This is a genomic window from Collinsella sp. HCP28S3_G2, from assembly GCF_052065125.1.
Taxonomy (GTDB): Bacteria; Actinomycetota; Coriobacteriia; order Coriobacteriales; family Coriobacteriaceae; genus Collinsella.
This window is the reverse complement of the sequence record NZ_JBQHUO010000001.1, coordinates 139,166-153,954: the sequence shown is the minus strand read 5'-3', so window position 1 is coordinate 153,954 and position 14,789 is coordinate 139,166. Positions and strand designations below refer to the sequence as shown.

The following is a 14,789-nucleotide window of genomic DNA, read 5'->3' as shown; positions in this document are numbered from 1 at the left end:
TTGATAACAATGCATCAAAAACCACAACCATGGTTCCGGCGGACGGCGCTCGAGCACAAATTAGCGGCATTATTCATGAGAAGCCGGTCTTATTGCATGCTAAAGCGTTTGAGCAAAAAACGCCCGAGCGTTTAAACAAAAGTCGCGCTATCATGCAGTCGAACGCGGTAAAACCTTTAGCAATCTCGCCGCACAGACCAGAGAGGAAGCATCCATGAAGATCGGTATCGGTAACGACCACGCCGCCGTCGAGCTCAAGAACATCATCTCCGAGCACCTGAAGGAGCGCGGCTGCGAGGTCGTGAACTTTGGCACCGACACCTCCGAGAGCTTTGACTACCCCATCTCCGGCTACAAGGTGGGTAAGGCCGTTGCCAACGGCGACGTCGACCTGGGCATCCTGATCTGCGGCACCGGTGTCGGGATTAGCTTGGCCGCCAACAAGGTCGAGGGCGTTCGTGCCGTCGTGTGCTCCGAGCCCTTCAGCGCCAAGCTCTCGCGCATGCACAACAACACCAACGTGCTCGCCTTTGGCGCCCGCGTCGTGGGCTCCGAGCTCGCCAAGATGATCGTCGACGAGTGGCTCGACGCCGAGTTTGAGGGCGGCCGTCACGAGCGTCGCGTCAATCTCCTCAACGAGATCGACCAGACCCGCGGCCTCAAGGTCGTCGACGAAGCTTAAAGACCTACAACGCCATACGCCAACGAAAACCCCCGTCCGGAACGCAAATCCGGGCGGGGGCTCTTTATTAGATTTTTGGGATATACCTAGAAATCTACTGGAATAAAAAGGGCGCCACGGATGGAATTCCGCGGCGCCAAAGCCACACGCTAACAGCTTTGAGGAGTCAAAGCTGGTTTAGCCAAAGAAGCGCTTGATCTCGATCTCGGCGTTCTCCAGGCAGTCGGAGCCGTGGATCACGTTGGCGTTGACATCGACAGCGAAGTCGCCGCGAATGGTGCCGGGGGCAGCGTCAAGCGGGTTGGTAGCGCCCATAAGGGTGCGCATCTTGGAGACAGCGGAGGGACCGGAAACGACCATCTTGACGACCGGACCGCTCGTCATAAAGTCGCAGAGACCGCCAAAGAAGGGCTTGTCCGCCAGATGGGCGTAGTGCTCCTCGACGGTAGCACGCTCGAGCGTGGTCATCTCCATGCGCTCGATGACAAGGCCGCTACGCTCAATGCGAGCGACGATCTCGCCGATCTTGCGATCGCGCACAGCGTCGGGCTTAATCATAATGAAGGTCTTCTCGATAGCCATAAGGTAGCCTTTCAAGTAGGTTCGCGCGTGCCCAAGTCCCATTCCGGCACCCGCCTGGACTGCATCGTAACAGAGTTTTAGCTGCAGTTAAACAAAAAACTGTTTATTGAAACACTACAATTTATTAAAACGTTCCATATGTGTCACTTCTGTTTCGAAGCCCGATTAGAGTACCATCCGACCGCGCATCAACCGCACCGAACCGAGTGGACGGTCGGTTGCCGCCCGTGAACGTAGCCCCTTCACAACCTGCCCAAAGGTCCTACAGAAGTTATCGACAAGCCCCTTTCCCATTGCAACAAAATACGGGCGTCCGCTGCAGCAGACGCCCGTAAAAGCAAAAACGATTTATCAATAAATGGCCAAAGCCGCTTCAACTAAACCCTTACTTTGCCCCGTGGCCCATCTCGACGACCTTGGTCAGCGATCCAAGCACACCTTCGTCGGCAACGAGTTGTGCCTGGGCACGCTGCAGCTGCACGGCAACGGCGGCAGGGGCGGTACCGCCCTCGGTCGTGCGTGCAGCGACAATCGACGGAATGTCGAGCGCCTCGGTAATGTCGTGCTCAAAGAGCGGGCTTGCCTCTTGGAACACCTCAAACGGCAGGTCCTCAAGATTGCAGCCGCGCTTCTCGCACATCAGGACCAAATGGCCCACCACGGCGTGGGCCTCGCGGAACGGCAGGCCACGCTTGGCCAGGTAATCGGCAACATCGGTGGCGGCAAGGTGCCCCACGCCGCACTCGCGCGCCATGGCATCCTCGTTGACGGTCCAGGTCGAAATCATACCGGCCATAACGGACAGGCACTGCATGAGCGTATGGGCGGTATCGAGCGCGCCCTCCTTGTCCTCCTGCAAGTCCTTGTTATAAGCGAGCGGCAGGCCCTTCATGGTCACGAGCAGCTGCACCAGGTTGCCATAGACTCGGCCGCTCTTGCCGCGGATAAGCTCGGCAAAATCGGGGTTCTTCTTCTGCGGCATGATGGACGAGCCAGTGGAATACGAGTCGGAAAGCGTGATAAAGCCAAACTCGGAGCTCGACCACAGCACGATCTCCTCGGAAAGACGCGAAAGGTGCATCGCCATGACGGAGCCGGCGTAATGCAGATCGAGGAGGAAATCACGGTCGGAAACCGCATCGAGCGAGTTGGGAATCACGCCCGCAAAGCCAAGTTCGGCGGCCGTCATCTGACGATCGAGCGGATAGCTCGTACCGGCAAGCGCGGCAGCGCCCAGCGGGCAGTTGTCGGCAGCATCAAAGGCGGCCTTCAGGCGTGTAAAGTCGCGCGCGAACATCCAAGAATACGCCAGCAGATGATGCGACAGCAGCACGGGCTGAGCATGCTGCATGTGCGTGTAACCCGGCAGAATCACCTTGTTGTACTGTTTGGCCGCATCCACCAGCACGTGGCGCAGCTCAAGATTGGCCTCCATGAGCTCCTTGGCCAGCGCCTTGACGCCCAGGCGCGTATCGGTCGCCACCTGGTCGTTGCGCGAACGCCCGGTATGCAGGCGCTTGCCCGCCTCGCCGATGCGACGGGTCAGCTCGCTCTCGATGGACATATGAATGTCCTCGTCGTTGATATCGAAGGTGAAGTTGCCGGCATCGATATCCTGTTCGATTGCGGTCAGACCCTCGGCAATCGCCTGCTCGTCCTTTGCACTGATAATGCCCTGGGCCGCCAGCATCTTGGCATGTGCCTTAGAGCCAGCGATATCCTGCTTATAGAGATGTTTGTCGACCGGCAGCGACGCGCCAAACTCCTGCGTGACCTCGGCCACGCCTGTCTCAAAACGACCGCCCCAAAGAGCCATGGAACCGTCCCCTTTCTCCAAATACCAAAACAAGCGCCCAAAGCAAAGCGCCATGTCGCTAAAGCGATTTATCAACCGCTAGTTTTGCACATTCCCCGCCGTGCGCGAGGCCATGTGGCTAATTTGCAAAGAAGTGACGCACCAGGCACTTGGCGCCCATCGACTCCCGCCAGCCGTTGCTCGCCGAGCCGTCAATCCATGCCTTCAGGCTCATAGGGACATCCTCGCCCTTTGCAGCATCGAACTCGGGCGCGAGGGCAAGTAAAGCATGCGCGATAGCATTGAACATAATGGATACTCCTCAGATATATATAGGCGCAGAGCCGCCAAATTGATAGAAGGAGCCCCGCCGGACAACCCCGGCGGGGCTCGGACTCAGCCGCAGGCGCGGCATCATATATGCGGGCGGAATGTAGGGGCCACCGATGTTAAGAAGTGTCAGCAAGCATAACGAAAGGTAGGGACCCCATGCGCCCGTTATGTATCACGCGGATGGGCCGCGCGGATACCAAGGGAGAAAGGCTTAAGCCTGGGCGGCAGCAGAGCTGGGACCCTGGACCTTGGCCCACGTCTTGAGCGACAGCGTGTCGATCTCGATAAAGCCGGCGCTGGCCTTCTCGTCAAACGTAGTGTCGCGGTCGTAGGTGGCCAGACCGTAGTCATAGAGGCTGAAGGGGCTCTTGCGGCCGACAACATGGCAGCTGCCCTTAAAGAACTTCAGGCGGACGGTACCGGTCACGAACTTCTGGGTATCGGCCATAAAGGCGTCGAGTGCGTTTTTGAGCGGGCTGTACCACTGGCCGTTGTACACGGCGGTGGCCCAATCCTGCTCGAGCTTAATCTTGGTCTTGAGCAGGTCGCCCTCGACGCAAATATCCTCGAGTGCCTTGTGGGCGGTGATAAGCGTCAGGGCGCCGGGAACCTCATAGCACTCGCGGCTCTTGAGGCCCACCAGACGATCCTCGACCAGGTCCAGGCGACCAAAGCCGTTATCGCCCGAAATCTTGTTGAGGGCGATGACGATCTCGGAGAGCTTCATCTTCTTGCCGTCGACGGCGACGGGCTTGCCGGCCTCAAACTCAATCTCGGTGTAGGTCGGGGTGTCGGGCGTGTCCTCGGGATTCTTGGTCATAACCCAGGCGTCGTCGAGCGGCTCGTTCCAGGGATCCTCCAGGTGGCCACACTCAATGGCACGACCCCACAGGTTGTCGTCGATGGAATAGGGGTTGTCGTTAGCGCCCTCGGGAACCGGCACGTTGTGGGCGTGAGCATAGGCGACCTCGTCGGGACGGCACTTCAGATCCCACTCACGCACCGGGGCGATAACCTTAAGCTCAGGGTCGAGGGCCTTGACGGCAGCCTCAAAACGAACCTGGTCGTTACCCTTGCCGGTGCAGCCGTGGGCGACGTAGGTCGCGCCAAACTCGTGGGCGACCTCGACAAGCTTCTTGGCGAGCAGCGGGCGAGACAGAGCGGAAAGCAGCGGGTACTTGTTCTCGTACATGGAATTTGCGGCGATGGCCTTGGTCAGGAACTCATCGGAGAACTCATCGCGCAGGTCGAGCACCTGGCAATCAAGAACGCCCAGGTCGAGCGCTTTCTGTTTCTTGGCATCCAGGCCGGTCTCCTCCTGGCCCACGTTGCCGCAGACGCAAACGACATCGAGATTCTTCTCGTCCTGGAGCCACTTGACACATACGGATGTATCAAGTCCACCGGAATATGCGAGAACGACTTTTTCCTTGCTCATGGCTGTTTCCTTTCGCCCTTGGTAGCTAGTTAGAACATCGGTCAGTTGCAAGTCATTTCAAGGTCACGTACCGTGCAATATCAGGTTAAATAGCAAAAATCAGCACATACATGCCCTAGAAACATGCAGCAATGTCGTGCTAAAACCCAACGACCTTAAAATGACTCTGTTGAGGCAATTCGCCCCATGCGGACAGAGACGATTGTTATCGTCGTCGGGAAATTGCGCGCTGGCGTCGGATGGCATTGTCTGCAGTGGTGATGATCTTTACGAACTGCATCTGCCTCTCCTTTCACACATCGCCGGGCGCAATTCTAATATCGCAAACGGTACCTTTTCCTCGGTAAGCGGCTCTTTTGCCGTCTCCGTTTTCGATGGTCGCTATATTACGCTAAAGTGCCCGCTGCACAAGCGACAAATTCAAATATCTGAAAAGTTTTTTCATTAGTTTGTGAAATGCAGTGCAAATACGCTCCGTTCCTGCGAAAATACGCCTGGTTACGAGTTGTTGGTTATAACGTCTGAAACAATTTCGAAACGAAAGGCTCGCTTTTATGCAAACTTACGAATCGGACGCCAATATCGAAAACATTAAGCTCATCGCCGTCGACATGGACAAGACGCTGCTGACCGACGAGCGCGTGCTGCCGCAAGGCCTTGACGAACGCCTGGACAAGCTCGCCGAAGCCGGCATCGTATTCTGCCCCGCCAGCGGACGTCCCGCCCCCAAGCTCGAGGAGATGTTCGAGGGCATCAAGAACCGCATCGCTTTTTGCCCCGATAACGGCGCGTGCGTGATATATCGCGGCAACTATATCTATAAGAGCAATATCGATGTGGCGCTGTATCAACAGGTGCTCGCTCGTGCCTCGGAGGATTCTCGCGCCGTTCCCGTCCTGTGCTGCTTCGACGAGTTCTACGTGCTTGCCCGCGACCATCAATACCACGACGAGATCAGCGTCTACTACAACACAATCAACTACGTCGACAGCTTTGAGGGCATTGATTTCGAGTCCAACAAGATTTCGATCTTCTTCCCCGCCTACGACGCTGAGCCTGCGTTCCGCGAGACCTATAACCCCACGTTCTCGGATCAGCTCTACGTCACCAATGCGGGCCGCGAGTGGATCGACTTTATGAACCTGGGCGTCGACAAGGGCGCCGGCGTCGCGCACCTGTGCGAGCACTTGGGCATCGATATCGCCGATGCCGCCGCCGTGGGCGACACCTACAACGATATCCCTATGCTCGAGCGCGTCGGGCATAGCTTTATCGTGGACAATGCCGAGGAGCATATGAACGCGCATGCTAAATGGCGCATTCCGAGCAACAACGACGGGGGCGTACTGACGCTCATCGACGCCATCTTGGCGGCTCGGTAATCTATCTCGTCGCCATGCCCGGGGCCGGCCGTTTGATTTTTGCTCGGTCAGGTCCTGGGCTCGCTCGAAGGCCACATTAAGTGGCCTTCGGCTCGTGCGGAATCTACAAAAATCAAACGGCCGGCCCCGGGCATGGCTATGTTGACTTGCTTGCCGCCTAGATGGCGTCTTGGGTGTCTAGATACTTGGCTGATTTTTTGGAATGAAGGGGGCTCCTTGTTGGCAAGGAGCCTCCTTCTGCCTTTAGTTACTTTGGAACTGTGGTTACTTTCCTATTTCGCGTCGGCCCAGGTTATGCCGGTGCTGGCTTCGGCGATGAGGGGTACGCGGAGGTCTACTACGTGCTCCATGACGTCGCGGACCATGGCGGTCAGGCGCTCGACTTCGTCGACGGGGCACTCAAAGTCCAGTTCGTCGTGCACCTGCAAGATCATGTGGGCGGCAAAGCCCTCTTCTTCCAGGCGGCGGCTTACGCGGGCCATGGCGATCTTGATGATGTCGGCGGCGGTGCCCTGCATGGGGTGATTCATGGCCGTACGCTCACCAAAGCCACGGAGTTGCGGGTTTTTGGCCTTGAGCTCCGGAATATGGCGACGACGGCCATACATGGTCTCGGCATAGCCCGTCTGCTTGGCGCGCGCCACCACGTTGTCGAGGAACGTGCGCACGCCCGGGTAGGCCTCGTAGTAGCGATCGATCATGTCGCGCGCCTCGGCCATCGAGATATGTAGCGACTGCGACAGACCGTACGCCTGCTGACCATACACAATGCCAAAGTTCACGGCCTTGGCGCGACTGCGCAGGTCGGGCGTTACCTCGGACACGGAAACGCCAAACACGCGCGCGGCCGTCTCGGCATGGAAGTCCTCGCCCTCGTTAAAGGCGCGCACCAGGTGCTCGTCACCCGAGAGATGCGCCAGCAGACGCAACTCGATCTGCGAGTAGTCCACCGCCAAAAAGACGCTGCCCTCGCCTGCCGAAAACGCCGTCTTAACGGTACGGCCCAGCTCAGAGCGCGTCGGGATGTTCTGCAGGTTCGGGTCGCTCGAGGACAGGCGACCCGTTGCCGTGATGGTCTGGTTGTACGTGGTGTGCACGCGACCGTCACCACGGCGCAGCGGACCTAGCGTGTCCAGATAGGTCGACTTAATCTTGGACTTCTCACGCCAGTCCAAAATCAGGCGCACGATTTCGTGGTCACGGGCAAGGTCGCTCAGCACCTTGGCGTTGGTCGAATAGTACCCGCGCTTGGTCTTTTTGAGGCCCTTGGTCGGAAGCCCCATAACGTCAAAGAGCACGTGCGAGAGCTGCATGGGACTGCCGATGTTAAACGTCTCATCACCTGCCAGGTCGCGAATGCTGCGCTCGACCTCGGTGATCTGGGTCGCCAGGCCCTCGGACAGGCTGTGCAGCCGGTCGGGATCTACGAGCATGCCCGCGCGCTCCATCTTGGCAAGCACCGGCACGAGCGGCATCTCAATGCCATCGAACACGTTGGCGGCGTTCTCGCGGGCCATGCGGTCGCGAAGCGGCGCCACGAGTGCCAGCGTCAACGCCGCGGTACGGGCAGCAGGAGCAGGAGCGTCCTCGCCAGCACCATCCGCACCGCGCGCCGCAGGCAGCGCCATCTGCAGATAGGTATCGGCCAGATATGCCTCGTCAAACTCGGAGCGGTCGGAATCCAACAGGTACGCGGCAACCACGGTATCAAAGATGCGCACGGAATCGACTGCCAGCGGGTCCATGAGCTCGGGCTCAGAAGAATCGATGGGCGAAAGCTCATGCAGCAACGCCTTCATGTCCGGGCTCGCCACGCGGCCCTCCATAAACAGGCGCGCGAGCACGCCAGCGATAACGCCGTGGGCAGAATTGAAGCCCTCGACAGCGGCAGGCGTGCCGTCATCGGCTTCCTCGAGCGCAAAGAGCCCCTTGGGCGTCGCCAGCCACAGCGTACGCGTCAGGCCAAAGAGCGCACCCTCCTCCTTGTCATCGTCCACCACGGCGGCGACCCACTCGCCCGCATCAATCGCGCGAGAGATCTCGGCCGCCACAGCAGCAAGTGCCTCAGCGTCGCCGGCGGCGGCACGCGAAACCGCGGGTATCTCGAACGCGCTGGCAGCGGGCACGACCCCGCCCTCGCCGCCAATCAGCGCCAGGAAGCGGTTCTGCATGGCCGTAATGCCAAGTGCGCCCAGCGCCGCGGACACCTCATCGGCAGAAAACGATGGGAAGGACGTCGCGTCAAAGTCGAGCTCGACAGGTGCATCGGTGCGGATGGTCGCAACCTTGCGGCTCAGCAGCGCATCGTCGATGTGTGCACGCAGGTTCTCGCCCATCTTGCCCTTGACCTCGTCAGCATGCGCAATGACCTCGTCCAAGCTGCCGTACTGCGCGATGAGCGCGCTCGCCTTTTTGGGGCCGATGCCCGGTACGCCGGGAATGTTGTCCGACGTATCGCCCTTCAGGCCGTAAAAATCGGGCACGAGCGCCGGCGTAATGCCGTGATACAGGTCGTCCACGCTCTCGGGCGTCATGATCGCCACGTCGGACAGGCCCTTGCGAGTCGAGACCACGTTGACGTGCTCGGTCACAAGCTGATACATGTCACGGTCGCCGGTCACCAGCAGCATGTCGCAGCCGGCCTCCTCACCCAGGCGTGCCATGGTTCCCAGGATATCGTCGCCTTCCCAGCCCTCGGACTGCAGAATTGGCACGTTGAGCGCCGTGAGCAGCTCCTTAATCATGGGAAACTGCGCATGCAGACCGGGGTCCATGGGCGGGCGCTGCGCCTTGTACTGCGGCAGCATCTCCATGCGCACGCGCGGCTTGCCCTTGTCAAACGCCACGACCACACCGTCGGGACTAAAGGCATCGATCATCTTAAGAAACATGTTCAGAAAGCCAAAGATCGCGTTGGTGGGACGACCATCCGGTGCGTTCATGGTCGGCGGCACGGCGTGGAAGGCGCGGTGCATGAGCGAGTTGCCGTCGATAACGGCAAAGGTGCGGCGCTTGTCAGACATATTGAATACCTCGCTTTGGACTGGGCACGGCTTGCTCACTCCAGTTTACACGCTCCCCGCCCCGCGGCCACCGCACATCAAGCTCCCCCGCCACCGCGCGTTCCCGAGTGATACGATGGCTCACGGTACAACAACCAGCACGATCGATCCGAAAGGAGCCTGCGTCATGGAGCGTCCCTGCGCATGGAAAAAGTACACGCCACAGCAAATCGAGGAGCTCGAGGAGCTTTGCCGCGGCTATAAGCAGTTTTTGAGCGAGAACAAGACCGAGCGCCTGTGCGTCAAGACCGGCATCAAGATGGCCGAGGAGGCGGGATACGTCGACCTGGAGACCGTGATCGCCGAAGGCCGCGAGCTCAAGGCAGGCGACAAGGTGTACGCCGCCAACCACGGCAAGGATCTTATGCTCGTCAACCTGGGCACCGCCCCGCTCGAGCAGGGCTTTAACATCCTGGGCGCCCACGTGGACTCGCCGCGCCTGGACCTCAAGCAAAATCCCGCCTTCGAGGCCGGCGACATGGCCTACCTCGACACGCACTACTACGGTGGCGTCAAGAGCTACCACTGGGTGGCCTCCCCGCTCGCACTCGTGGGCGTCATCTGCAAAAAGGACGGCACCACCGTCGACATCAACATCGGCGACAAGGCCGACGATCCGGTCTTTACCATCTCCGACCTGCTGATCCACCTCTCGAGCGAGCAGATGTCCAAGCCCGCCAAGGACGCCGTCGACGCCGAGATCCTCGACGTGATCGTGGGCGGCCGACCCGTAAAATTTGACGAGGACGACAAGGACGCCCCCACCGAGCCCGTCAAGCAGATGTTCCTGGATATCCTCAAGGAGCAGTACGACGTCGAGGAGGAGGACTTCCTCTCCGCCGAAATCGAGGTCGTGCCCGCCGGCCCCGCCCGCGACATGGGCCTCGACCGCTCCATGATTTTGGGCTATGGCCACGACGACCGCGTCTGCGCCTACCCCTCCATGCTCGCCCAGATCAATGTGGCCAACGTGGAGCGCACGAGCATCACGCTCATCGTCGACAAGGAGGAGATTGGCTCCGTGGGAGCCACCGGCATGACAAGCCGCTTCTTCGAGAACACCGTCGCCGAGATCATGACGCTCGCCGGCGAGGGCAGCCCGCTGGCCCTGCGCCGCGCACTCGCCCGCAGCCGCATGCTCTCCTCTGACGTATCCGCCGGCTTCGACCCAGGCTACGCCGGCAAGTTCGAGACCAAGAATGCAGCCTTTATGGGTCGCGGCCTGTGCTTTAACAAGTACACGGGCAGCCGCGGCAAGGGCGGCTCCAACGACGCCGACGCCGAGTATATGGCCCTCATCCGCGACATTATGGACGAGGCCGGCGTGGACTTCCAGACCTGCGAGCTCGGTCGCGTCAACGCGGGCGGCGGCGGCACCATCGCCTACATCATGGCCAAGTACGGCATGAACGTCATCGACTCCGGCGTTGCCGTCCTGTCCATGCACGCCCTGTGGGAGGTCGCCAACAAGGCCGATATCTACGAGGCCTATCGCGGCTACAAGGCCTTCATCGAGCGCGCCTAATCAACCCTTCATCAGTTGCGGTGAGATACGGACTAAACTGGCCCATAAACGGCCAAAACAGACCGTATTACACCGCAACTTCCTTTTTGACAGAGGAGAGTCCATGCTGCAGGTCATCATTTCGCCCGCCAAGCAGATGCGCGCGGCCCAAGATGCTTTTGAAGTCCTGGGCATTCCACCTTTTGTGCGCGAGACGGCTCGCCTCCACCGCGCACTGCTAGATATCGAGCGGAATGAAGGCAGCGGCAGCCTGCAGGCGCTGTGGAACGTGAGTGACAAACTGCTGGGGCCCTGCCTCAACACCCTGCATGAGTTCGAGCCCATCTTGCAAAACGGCGATCTCGACAATCCCGCACTCGCCCGTCACCTCTCCCCTGCCGTCATGTCCTATCACGGCATTCAATACCAAAGCATGGCGCCCGAGGTGATGGATTCCGCACAGCTCGCATGGCTGCAAGACCATCTGTGGATCCTCTCGGGCCTTTACGGATGCGTACGCCCCTTTCATGCCGTTGAACCGTATCGGCTGGAGATGGGCGCGAAGCTTGCCGTCGACGATGCCCGAGACCTCTACGCGTTTTGGGGCGACAAGCTCGCACGGGTCATCGCTCCGGCAGGCTCCAACGCCACGATCGTCAACCTCGCCAGCGCGGAATACGCCAAAGCCGTTCTGACCCGCCTCACCACCGACACCACGGTCGTCACATGTCTCTTTGGTGAAGGCATCCGCAACGGCAAGCCCATCCAACGCTCGACCGCCAGCAAAAAAGCGCGCGGCTCCATGGTGCGCTGGATGGCAGAAAACAAGTTCGAGGATGTAAGCGGGCTCACCGCGTTCGACGTTGGTTATCGTTACTTTCCCGAGCTTTCAAATAAAAACACTTTGGTCTTCCTGAACGAACAGGCCTTGTAGGACTACCACTACTTTTGAATGTGCTGCCTAGGCACGGCGTCTATTCCGCCAGGCCGTCGGCTTTTGCAATCTCGGTCGTCGAGCCATCTTGGTAGGTAACCTTAACGTGCTCCACCTCGGACGCCTCAACACCCGACGGAGGCTCCAGGCGCCATTCCGTCAGGGCTATATCCATGGTCGTGGGTACATCCCCCTGATTTTTGAGCTCGACCGACAGCGTCCTAAGCGACGCATCGAAGGTCACACGCTCGATCTCTTCACCAGGAATGGAACCACCGCTCAGCTGCAGTTGCACAAACTTGTCGCGCGGATACCAATAGTCGCCCGGCGCGGCAACAGTATTGCCACCCGCGACCTTCGCCGTCATAATCGGCAGGCTATCGTCCGCCTCAAACGTCCAGGAAACTCCCCCACGCCCGCCAAACGTCCAGATACAACAGGCAATCACCATCACGACAAGAATCGCGAAACCAATTGCGACCAGCCCATGATGGGCGCGGCTCTCCTCGGCCGACACATCCCACTGCGTCTCTCGATACAGATGCTTGTCTTCCATGTTCGCCTCCCCGCGGGCATGCTCGTCGCGTCAATCGTACCCATTCGAGCTATACTTGAGCCCGCCACATAAACGGGGAGCTTGCAGGACAAGACGGCAGGCTGAGACTGGGCGCGCCCGCCCTGACCCGCAAACCTGATATGGGTAATGCCAACGAAGGGAGCCGTGCCAATGAGCACACAGACCGAGCCCAAGCTCGTCACGCAAATCGATTTCGCCCGCGCCGGGCAAATCACACCGCAGATGAAGGAGGTTGCCGAGCGCGAGCATCGCGACCCCGAGTACATCCGCGAGCGCGTGGCCGACGGCCGCATCGCCATTCCCGCCAACATCGTGCATATCAAAAAGGGCATGCGCGCCTTTGGTGTCGGCGAGGGCTTGTCTACCAAGGTCAACGTCAACCTGGGCATCTCGGGCGACAAGGCCGATGCCGCCGAGGAATGGAAGAAGGTCAAGATCGCCGAGGACTTTGGCGCCGACGCCATCATGGACCTCTCCAACTCGGGCAAGACGCGCCAATTCCGCCAGCAGCTCATCGACGAGACGCCGCTCATGGTAGGCACCGTCCCCATGTACGACGCCATCGGCTACATGGAAAAGCCGCTTGTCAAGCTTACCAAGGACGACCTGTTCGAGGTCGTGCGCGCGCACGCCGAGGACGGCGTGGACTTTATGACCATCCACTGCGGCATCAATAAGTCGGTCACCAAAACCTTTAAGGAGACCGGCCGTCTCATGAACATCGTCAGCCGCGGCGGCTCACTGCTGTTTGGCTGGATGGAGGTCACCGGCAACGAGAACCCCTTCTACGAGTACTTTGACGAGCTGCTCGAGATCTGCCACGAGTACGACGTGACGATTTCGCTCGGCGACTCCTGCCGCCCGGGCTGCCTCTACGACTCCAACGACGCCACCGAGACCGCCGAGATGATCGAGCTGGGCAAGCTGTGCAAGCGCGCTTGGGCCGCCGGCGTCCAGGTCATGGTCGAGGGCCCGGGGCACATGGCGCTCGACGAGATCGCCGCCAACATGAAACTGCAGAAGCGCCTGTGCCACAACGCCCCGTTCTACGTGCTCGGGCCGCTGGTGACCGATATCGGCGTGGGCTACGACCACATCACCGCAGCCATCGGTGGCGCCATCTCCGCCAGTTCCGGCGCCGACTTCCTGTGCTACGTGACGCCCGCCGAACACCTGTGCCTGCCCAACGCCCAGGACGTGCTCGACGGCCTCATGGCCACCAAGATTGCCGCACACGCCGCCGACATCGCCAAAAAGGTGCCCCACGCCCGCGACATGGACGACAAGATGGGCCAGGCACGCCGCAAGCTCGACTGGGACGCCATGTGGAAGTGCGCGCTCGACCCGGTCACCGGCAAGAAGCGCTACGAGGAATCCCCTGCTGCCACCGAGGGCACCTGCACCATGTGCGGCAAGATGTGCGCCGTCCGCACCGTCAACAAGGTGTTCGAGGGCACGACGATCGACCTCGGCATGGAGGACTAGCCTTATCGCCGCGATCGCCTATAGGCTTGCCGCAGCACCTGCCAATTGTTAACTTGTGAACATTTTCTTACATTTACGTAAAGATTGCACACCCGCCCGGGATCGGCATACAGCCGGCCCGGGCAACTTTATAATGTGGGCAGGAGACCCATTTGAATCCGACCGAACAAGGGAGCGAACATGGATCGCAGTAAGGTACCAGCCGTTCTATCCATCGCAGGATCCGATTCCAGCGGCGGTGCCGGCATTCAGGCCGACATCAAGACCATCACGGCGCACCGCCTGTATGCCGAGACGGTCATCACGGCCATCACCGCACAGAACACCCTAGGCGTCACCGCCGTGCAGAACATCTCCCCGGAAATTGTCGCGGCGCAGATCGATGCCGTTTTTGACGATATCCGCCCCAGTGCCGTCAAGATCGGCATGGTTTCTTCTGCCGAGATTATCGAAGTCATAGCCGACCGCCTGAGCGCCTGGGACGCACAAAATATCGTCGTCGACCCCGTCATGGTCGCCACTTCGGGCGCTCGCCTCATCGCCGAGGACGCCGCCGAAGCGCTTACACGCCGCCTGTTCCCGCTGGCGACCGTCATCACGCCCAATATTCCCGAGGCCATGGCGCTGCTCGACTACGAGGTCGATTCCGAGCGCACACAGCAAAACGCTGCTATGCTCCTCACCCGCCGCTTTGGCTGCGCGTCCCTCGTTAAGGGCGGGCATTTTGTCAACGAGGCCAACGATGTGCTAGCAGAGCCCGCGCCGCTCGATGACGAGGGCAACCACCTGGGCGATCCGCTCACCACGTGGTTCCGTCACAAACGCATCGAGACCGACAACACGCATGGTACCGGCTGCACGCTCTCGTCCGCCATCGCCTGCGCGCTGGCCCAGGGCATGGATCTTGCCGATGCCGTCAACGCCGGCAAGGCCTACCTAACAGGAGCTCTCGCCGCCGGCCTGAACATGGGCAAGGGCTCCGGCCCCGTCAACCACATGTGGCAGTACTAAAAAG

Annotated in this window: 12 protein-coding genes; 6 read left to right on the top strand and 6 right to left on the bottom strand. The window is 60.0% G+C overall.

Features of this window, described 5'->3' with window-relative positions:
* The first annotated feature begins 214 nt into the window (after nucleotides 1–214).
* Nucleotides 215–682 carry a ribose 5-phosphate isomerase B gene (gene rpiB, locus ACTNB2_RS00720; RefSeq protein WP_441044738.1) on the top strand — a complete coding sequence of 156 codons (468 nt, stop codon included), beginning with the start codon at nucleotides 215–217 and terminating at the stop codon, nucleotides 680–682.
* A 177-nt stretch (nucleotides 683–859) separates the two neighbouring features.
* Here rpiB and ndk read toward each other — a convergent pair whose 3' ends face one another.
* The 4 genes from ndk to ACTNB2_RS00700 all read right to left on the bottom strand — a co-directional run bounded on the left by ndk (nucleotide 860) and on the right by ACTNB2_RS00700 (nucleotide 4,830).
* Entirely contained in the window at nucleotides 860–1,264 is a 405-nt protein-coding gene (gene ndk, locus ACTNB2_RS00715) for a nucleoside-diphosphate kinase (RefSeq protein WP_432317366.1), read from the bottom strand.
* 385 nt (nucleotides 1,265–1,649) lie between these two features.
* A complete protein-coding gene (argH, locus tag ACTNB2_RS00710) occupies nucleotides 1,650–3,080 on the bottom strand; it encodes an argininosuccinate lyase (RefSeq protein WP_441044739.1) in 1,431 nt (476 codons plus the stop codon).
* A 118-nt stretch (nucleotides 3,081–3,198) separates the two neighbouring features.
* The gene (locus ACTNB2_RS00705) at nucleotides 3,199–3,369 is read right to left on the bottom strand and encodes a hypothetical protein (protein WP_441044740.1); all 171 of its coding nucleotides are present in this window, start codon (nucleotides 3,367–3,369) and stop codon (nucleotides 3,199–3,201) included.
* Nucleotides 3,370–3,603: 234 nt separating this feature from the next.
* The gene (locus ACTNB2_RS00700) at nucleotides 3,604–4,830 is read right to left on the bottom strand and encodes an argininosuccinate synthase (RefSeq protein ID WP_441044741.1); all 1,227 of its coding nucleotides are present in this window, start codon (nucleotides 4,828–4,830) and stop codon (nucleotides 3,604–3,606) included.
* A 554-nt stretch (nucleotides 4,831–5,384) separates the two neighbouring features.
* On the opposite strand from ACTNB2_RS00700, the gene ACTNB2_RS00695 reads away from it, so the two are divergent.
* Nucleotides 5,385–6,212 (top strand): Cof-type HAD-IIB family hydrolase, encoded by an 828-nt coding sequence (locus ACTNB2_RS00695; RefSeq protein WP_441044742.1) that lies wholly within the window; start codon nucleotides 5,385–5,387, stop codon nucleotides 6,210–6,212.
* A gap of 272 nt (nucleotides 6,213–6,484) precedes the next feature.
* Here the strand turns inward: ACTNB2_RS00695 and polA are convergent, their stop codons facing one another.
* Nucleotides 6,485–9,235: a DNA polymerase I gene (polA, locus tag ACTNB2_RS00690; protein ID WP_441044743.1), complete on the bottom strand. Its 2,751-nt coding sequence runs from the start codon at nucleotides 9,233–9,235 to the stop codon at nucleotides 6,485–6,487.
* A gap of 166 nt (nucleotides 9,236–9,401) precedes the next feature.
* Between polA and ACTNB2_RS00685 the strand changes: the two genes are divergently transcribed.
* Together ACTNB2_RS00685 and ACTNB2_RS00680 are read left to right on the top strand one after the other, a co-directional pair.
* Complete coding sequence (locus ACTNB2_RS00685; RefSeq protein WP_427794724.1) at nucleotides 9,402–10,799, top strand: aminopeptidase; 1,398 nt, start codon at nucleotides 9,402–9,404, stop codon at nucleotides 10,797–10,799.
* A 103-nt stretch (nucleotides 10,800–10,902) separates the two neighbouring features.
* The gene (locus ACTNB2_RS00680) at nucleotides 10,903–11,712 is read left to right on the top strand and encodes a YaaA family protein (RefSeq protein ID WP_427727597.1); all 810 of its coding nucleotides are present in this window, start codon (nucleotides 10,903–10,905) and stop codon (nucleotides 11,710–11,712) included.
* 40 nt (nucleotides 11,713–11,752) lie between these two features.
* Here the strand turns inward: ACTNB2_RS00680 and ACTNB2_RS00675 are convergent, their stop codons facing one another.
* Nucleotides 11,753–12,268: a hypothetical protein gene (locus ACTNB2_RS00675; protein ID WP_441044744.1), complete on the bottom strand. Its 516-nt coding sequence runs from the start codon at nucleotides 12,266–12,268 to the stop codon at nucleotides 11,753–11,755.
* Between the two features lie 171 nt (nucleotides 12,269–12,439).
* On the opposite strand from ACTNB2_RS00675, the gene thiC reads away from it, so the two are divergent.
* Together thiC and thiD are read left to right on the top strand one after the other, a co-directional pair.
* Entirely contained in the window at nucleotides 12,440–13,774 is a 1,335-nt protein-coding gene (thiC, locus tag ACTNB2_RS00670) for a phosphomethylpyrimidine synthase ThiC (RefSeq protein WP_099431544.1), read from the top strand.
* A gap of 180 nt (nucleotides 13,775–13,954) precedes the next feature.
* Nucleotides 13,955–14,785 carry a bifunctional hydroxymethylpyrimidine kinase/phosphomethylpyrimidine kinase gene (gene thiD, locus ACTNB2_RS00665; RefSeq protein WP_441041697.1) on the top strand — a complete coding sequence of 277 codons (831 nt, stop codon included), beginning with the start codon at nucleotides 13,955–13,957 and terminating at the stop codon, nucleotides 14,783–14,785.
* Nucleotides 14,786–14,789 lie beyond the last annotated feature (4 nt).

Excerpts from the sequence above, each read along its gene's own strand:
- rpiB (WP_441044738.1), top strand. The coding sequence starts at position 215 with ATGAAGATCGGTATCGGTAACGACCACGCCGCCGTCGAGCTCAAGAAC.
- ndk (WP_432317366.1), bottom strand. The coding sequence starts at position 1,264 with ATGGCTATCGAGAAGACCTTCATTATGATTAAGCCCGACGCTGTGCGC.
- argH (WP_441044739.1), bottom strand. The coding sequence starts at position 3,080 with ATGGCTCTTTGGGGCGGTCGTTTTGAGACAGGCGTGGCCGAGGTCACG.
- ACTNB2_RS00705 (WP_441044740.1), bottom strand. The coding sequence starts at position 3,369 with ATGTTCAATGCTATCGCGCATGCTTTACTTGCCCTCGCGCCCGAGTTC.
- ACTNB2_RS00700 (WP_441044741.1), bottom strand. The coding sequence starts at position 4,830 with ATGAGCAAGGAAAAAGTCGTTCTCGCATATTCCGGTGGACTTGATACA.
- ACTNB2_RS00695 (WP_441044742.1), top strand. The coding sequence starts at position 5,385 with ATGCAAACTTACGAATCGGACGCCAATATCGAAAACATTAAGCTCATC.
- polA (WP_441044743.1), bottom strand. The coding sequence starts at position 9,235 with ATGTCTGACAAGCGCCGCACCTTTGCCGTTATCGACGGCAACTCGCTC.
- ACTNB2_RS00685 (WP_427794724.1), top strand. The coding sequence starts at position 9,402 with ATGGAGCGTCCCTGCGCATGGAAAAAGTACACGCCACAGCAAATCGAG.
- ACTNB2_RS00680 (WP_427727597.1), top strand. The coding sequence starts at position 10,903 with ATGCTGCAGGTCATCATTTCGCCCGCCAAGCAGATGCGCGCGGCCCAA.
- ACTNB2_RS00675 (WP_441044744.1), bottom strand. The coding sequence starts at position 12,268 with ATGGAAGACAAGCATCTGTATCGAGAGACGCAGTGGGATGTGTCGGCC.
- thiC (WP_099431544.1), top strand. The coding sequence starts at position 12,440 with ATGAGCACACAGACCGAGCCCAAGCTCGTCACGCAAATCGATTTCGCC.
- thiD (WP_441041697.1), top strand. The coding sequence starts at position 13,955 with ATGGATCGCAGTAAGGTACCAGCCGTTCTATCCATCGCAGGATCCGAT.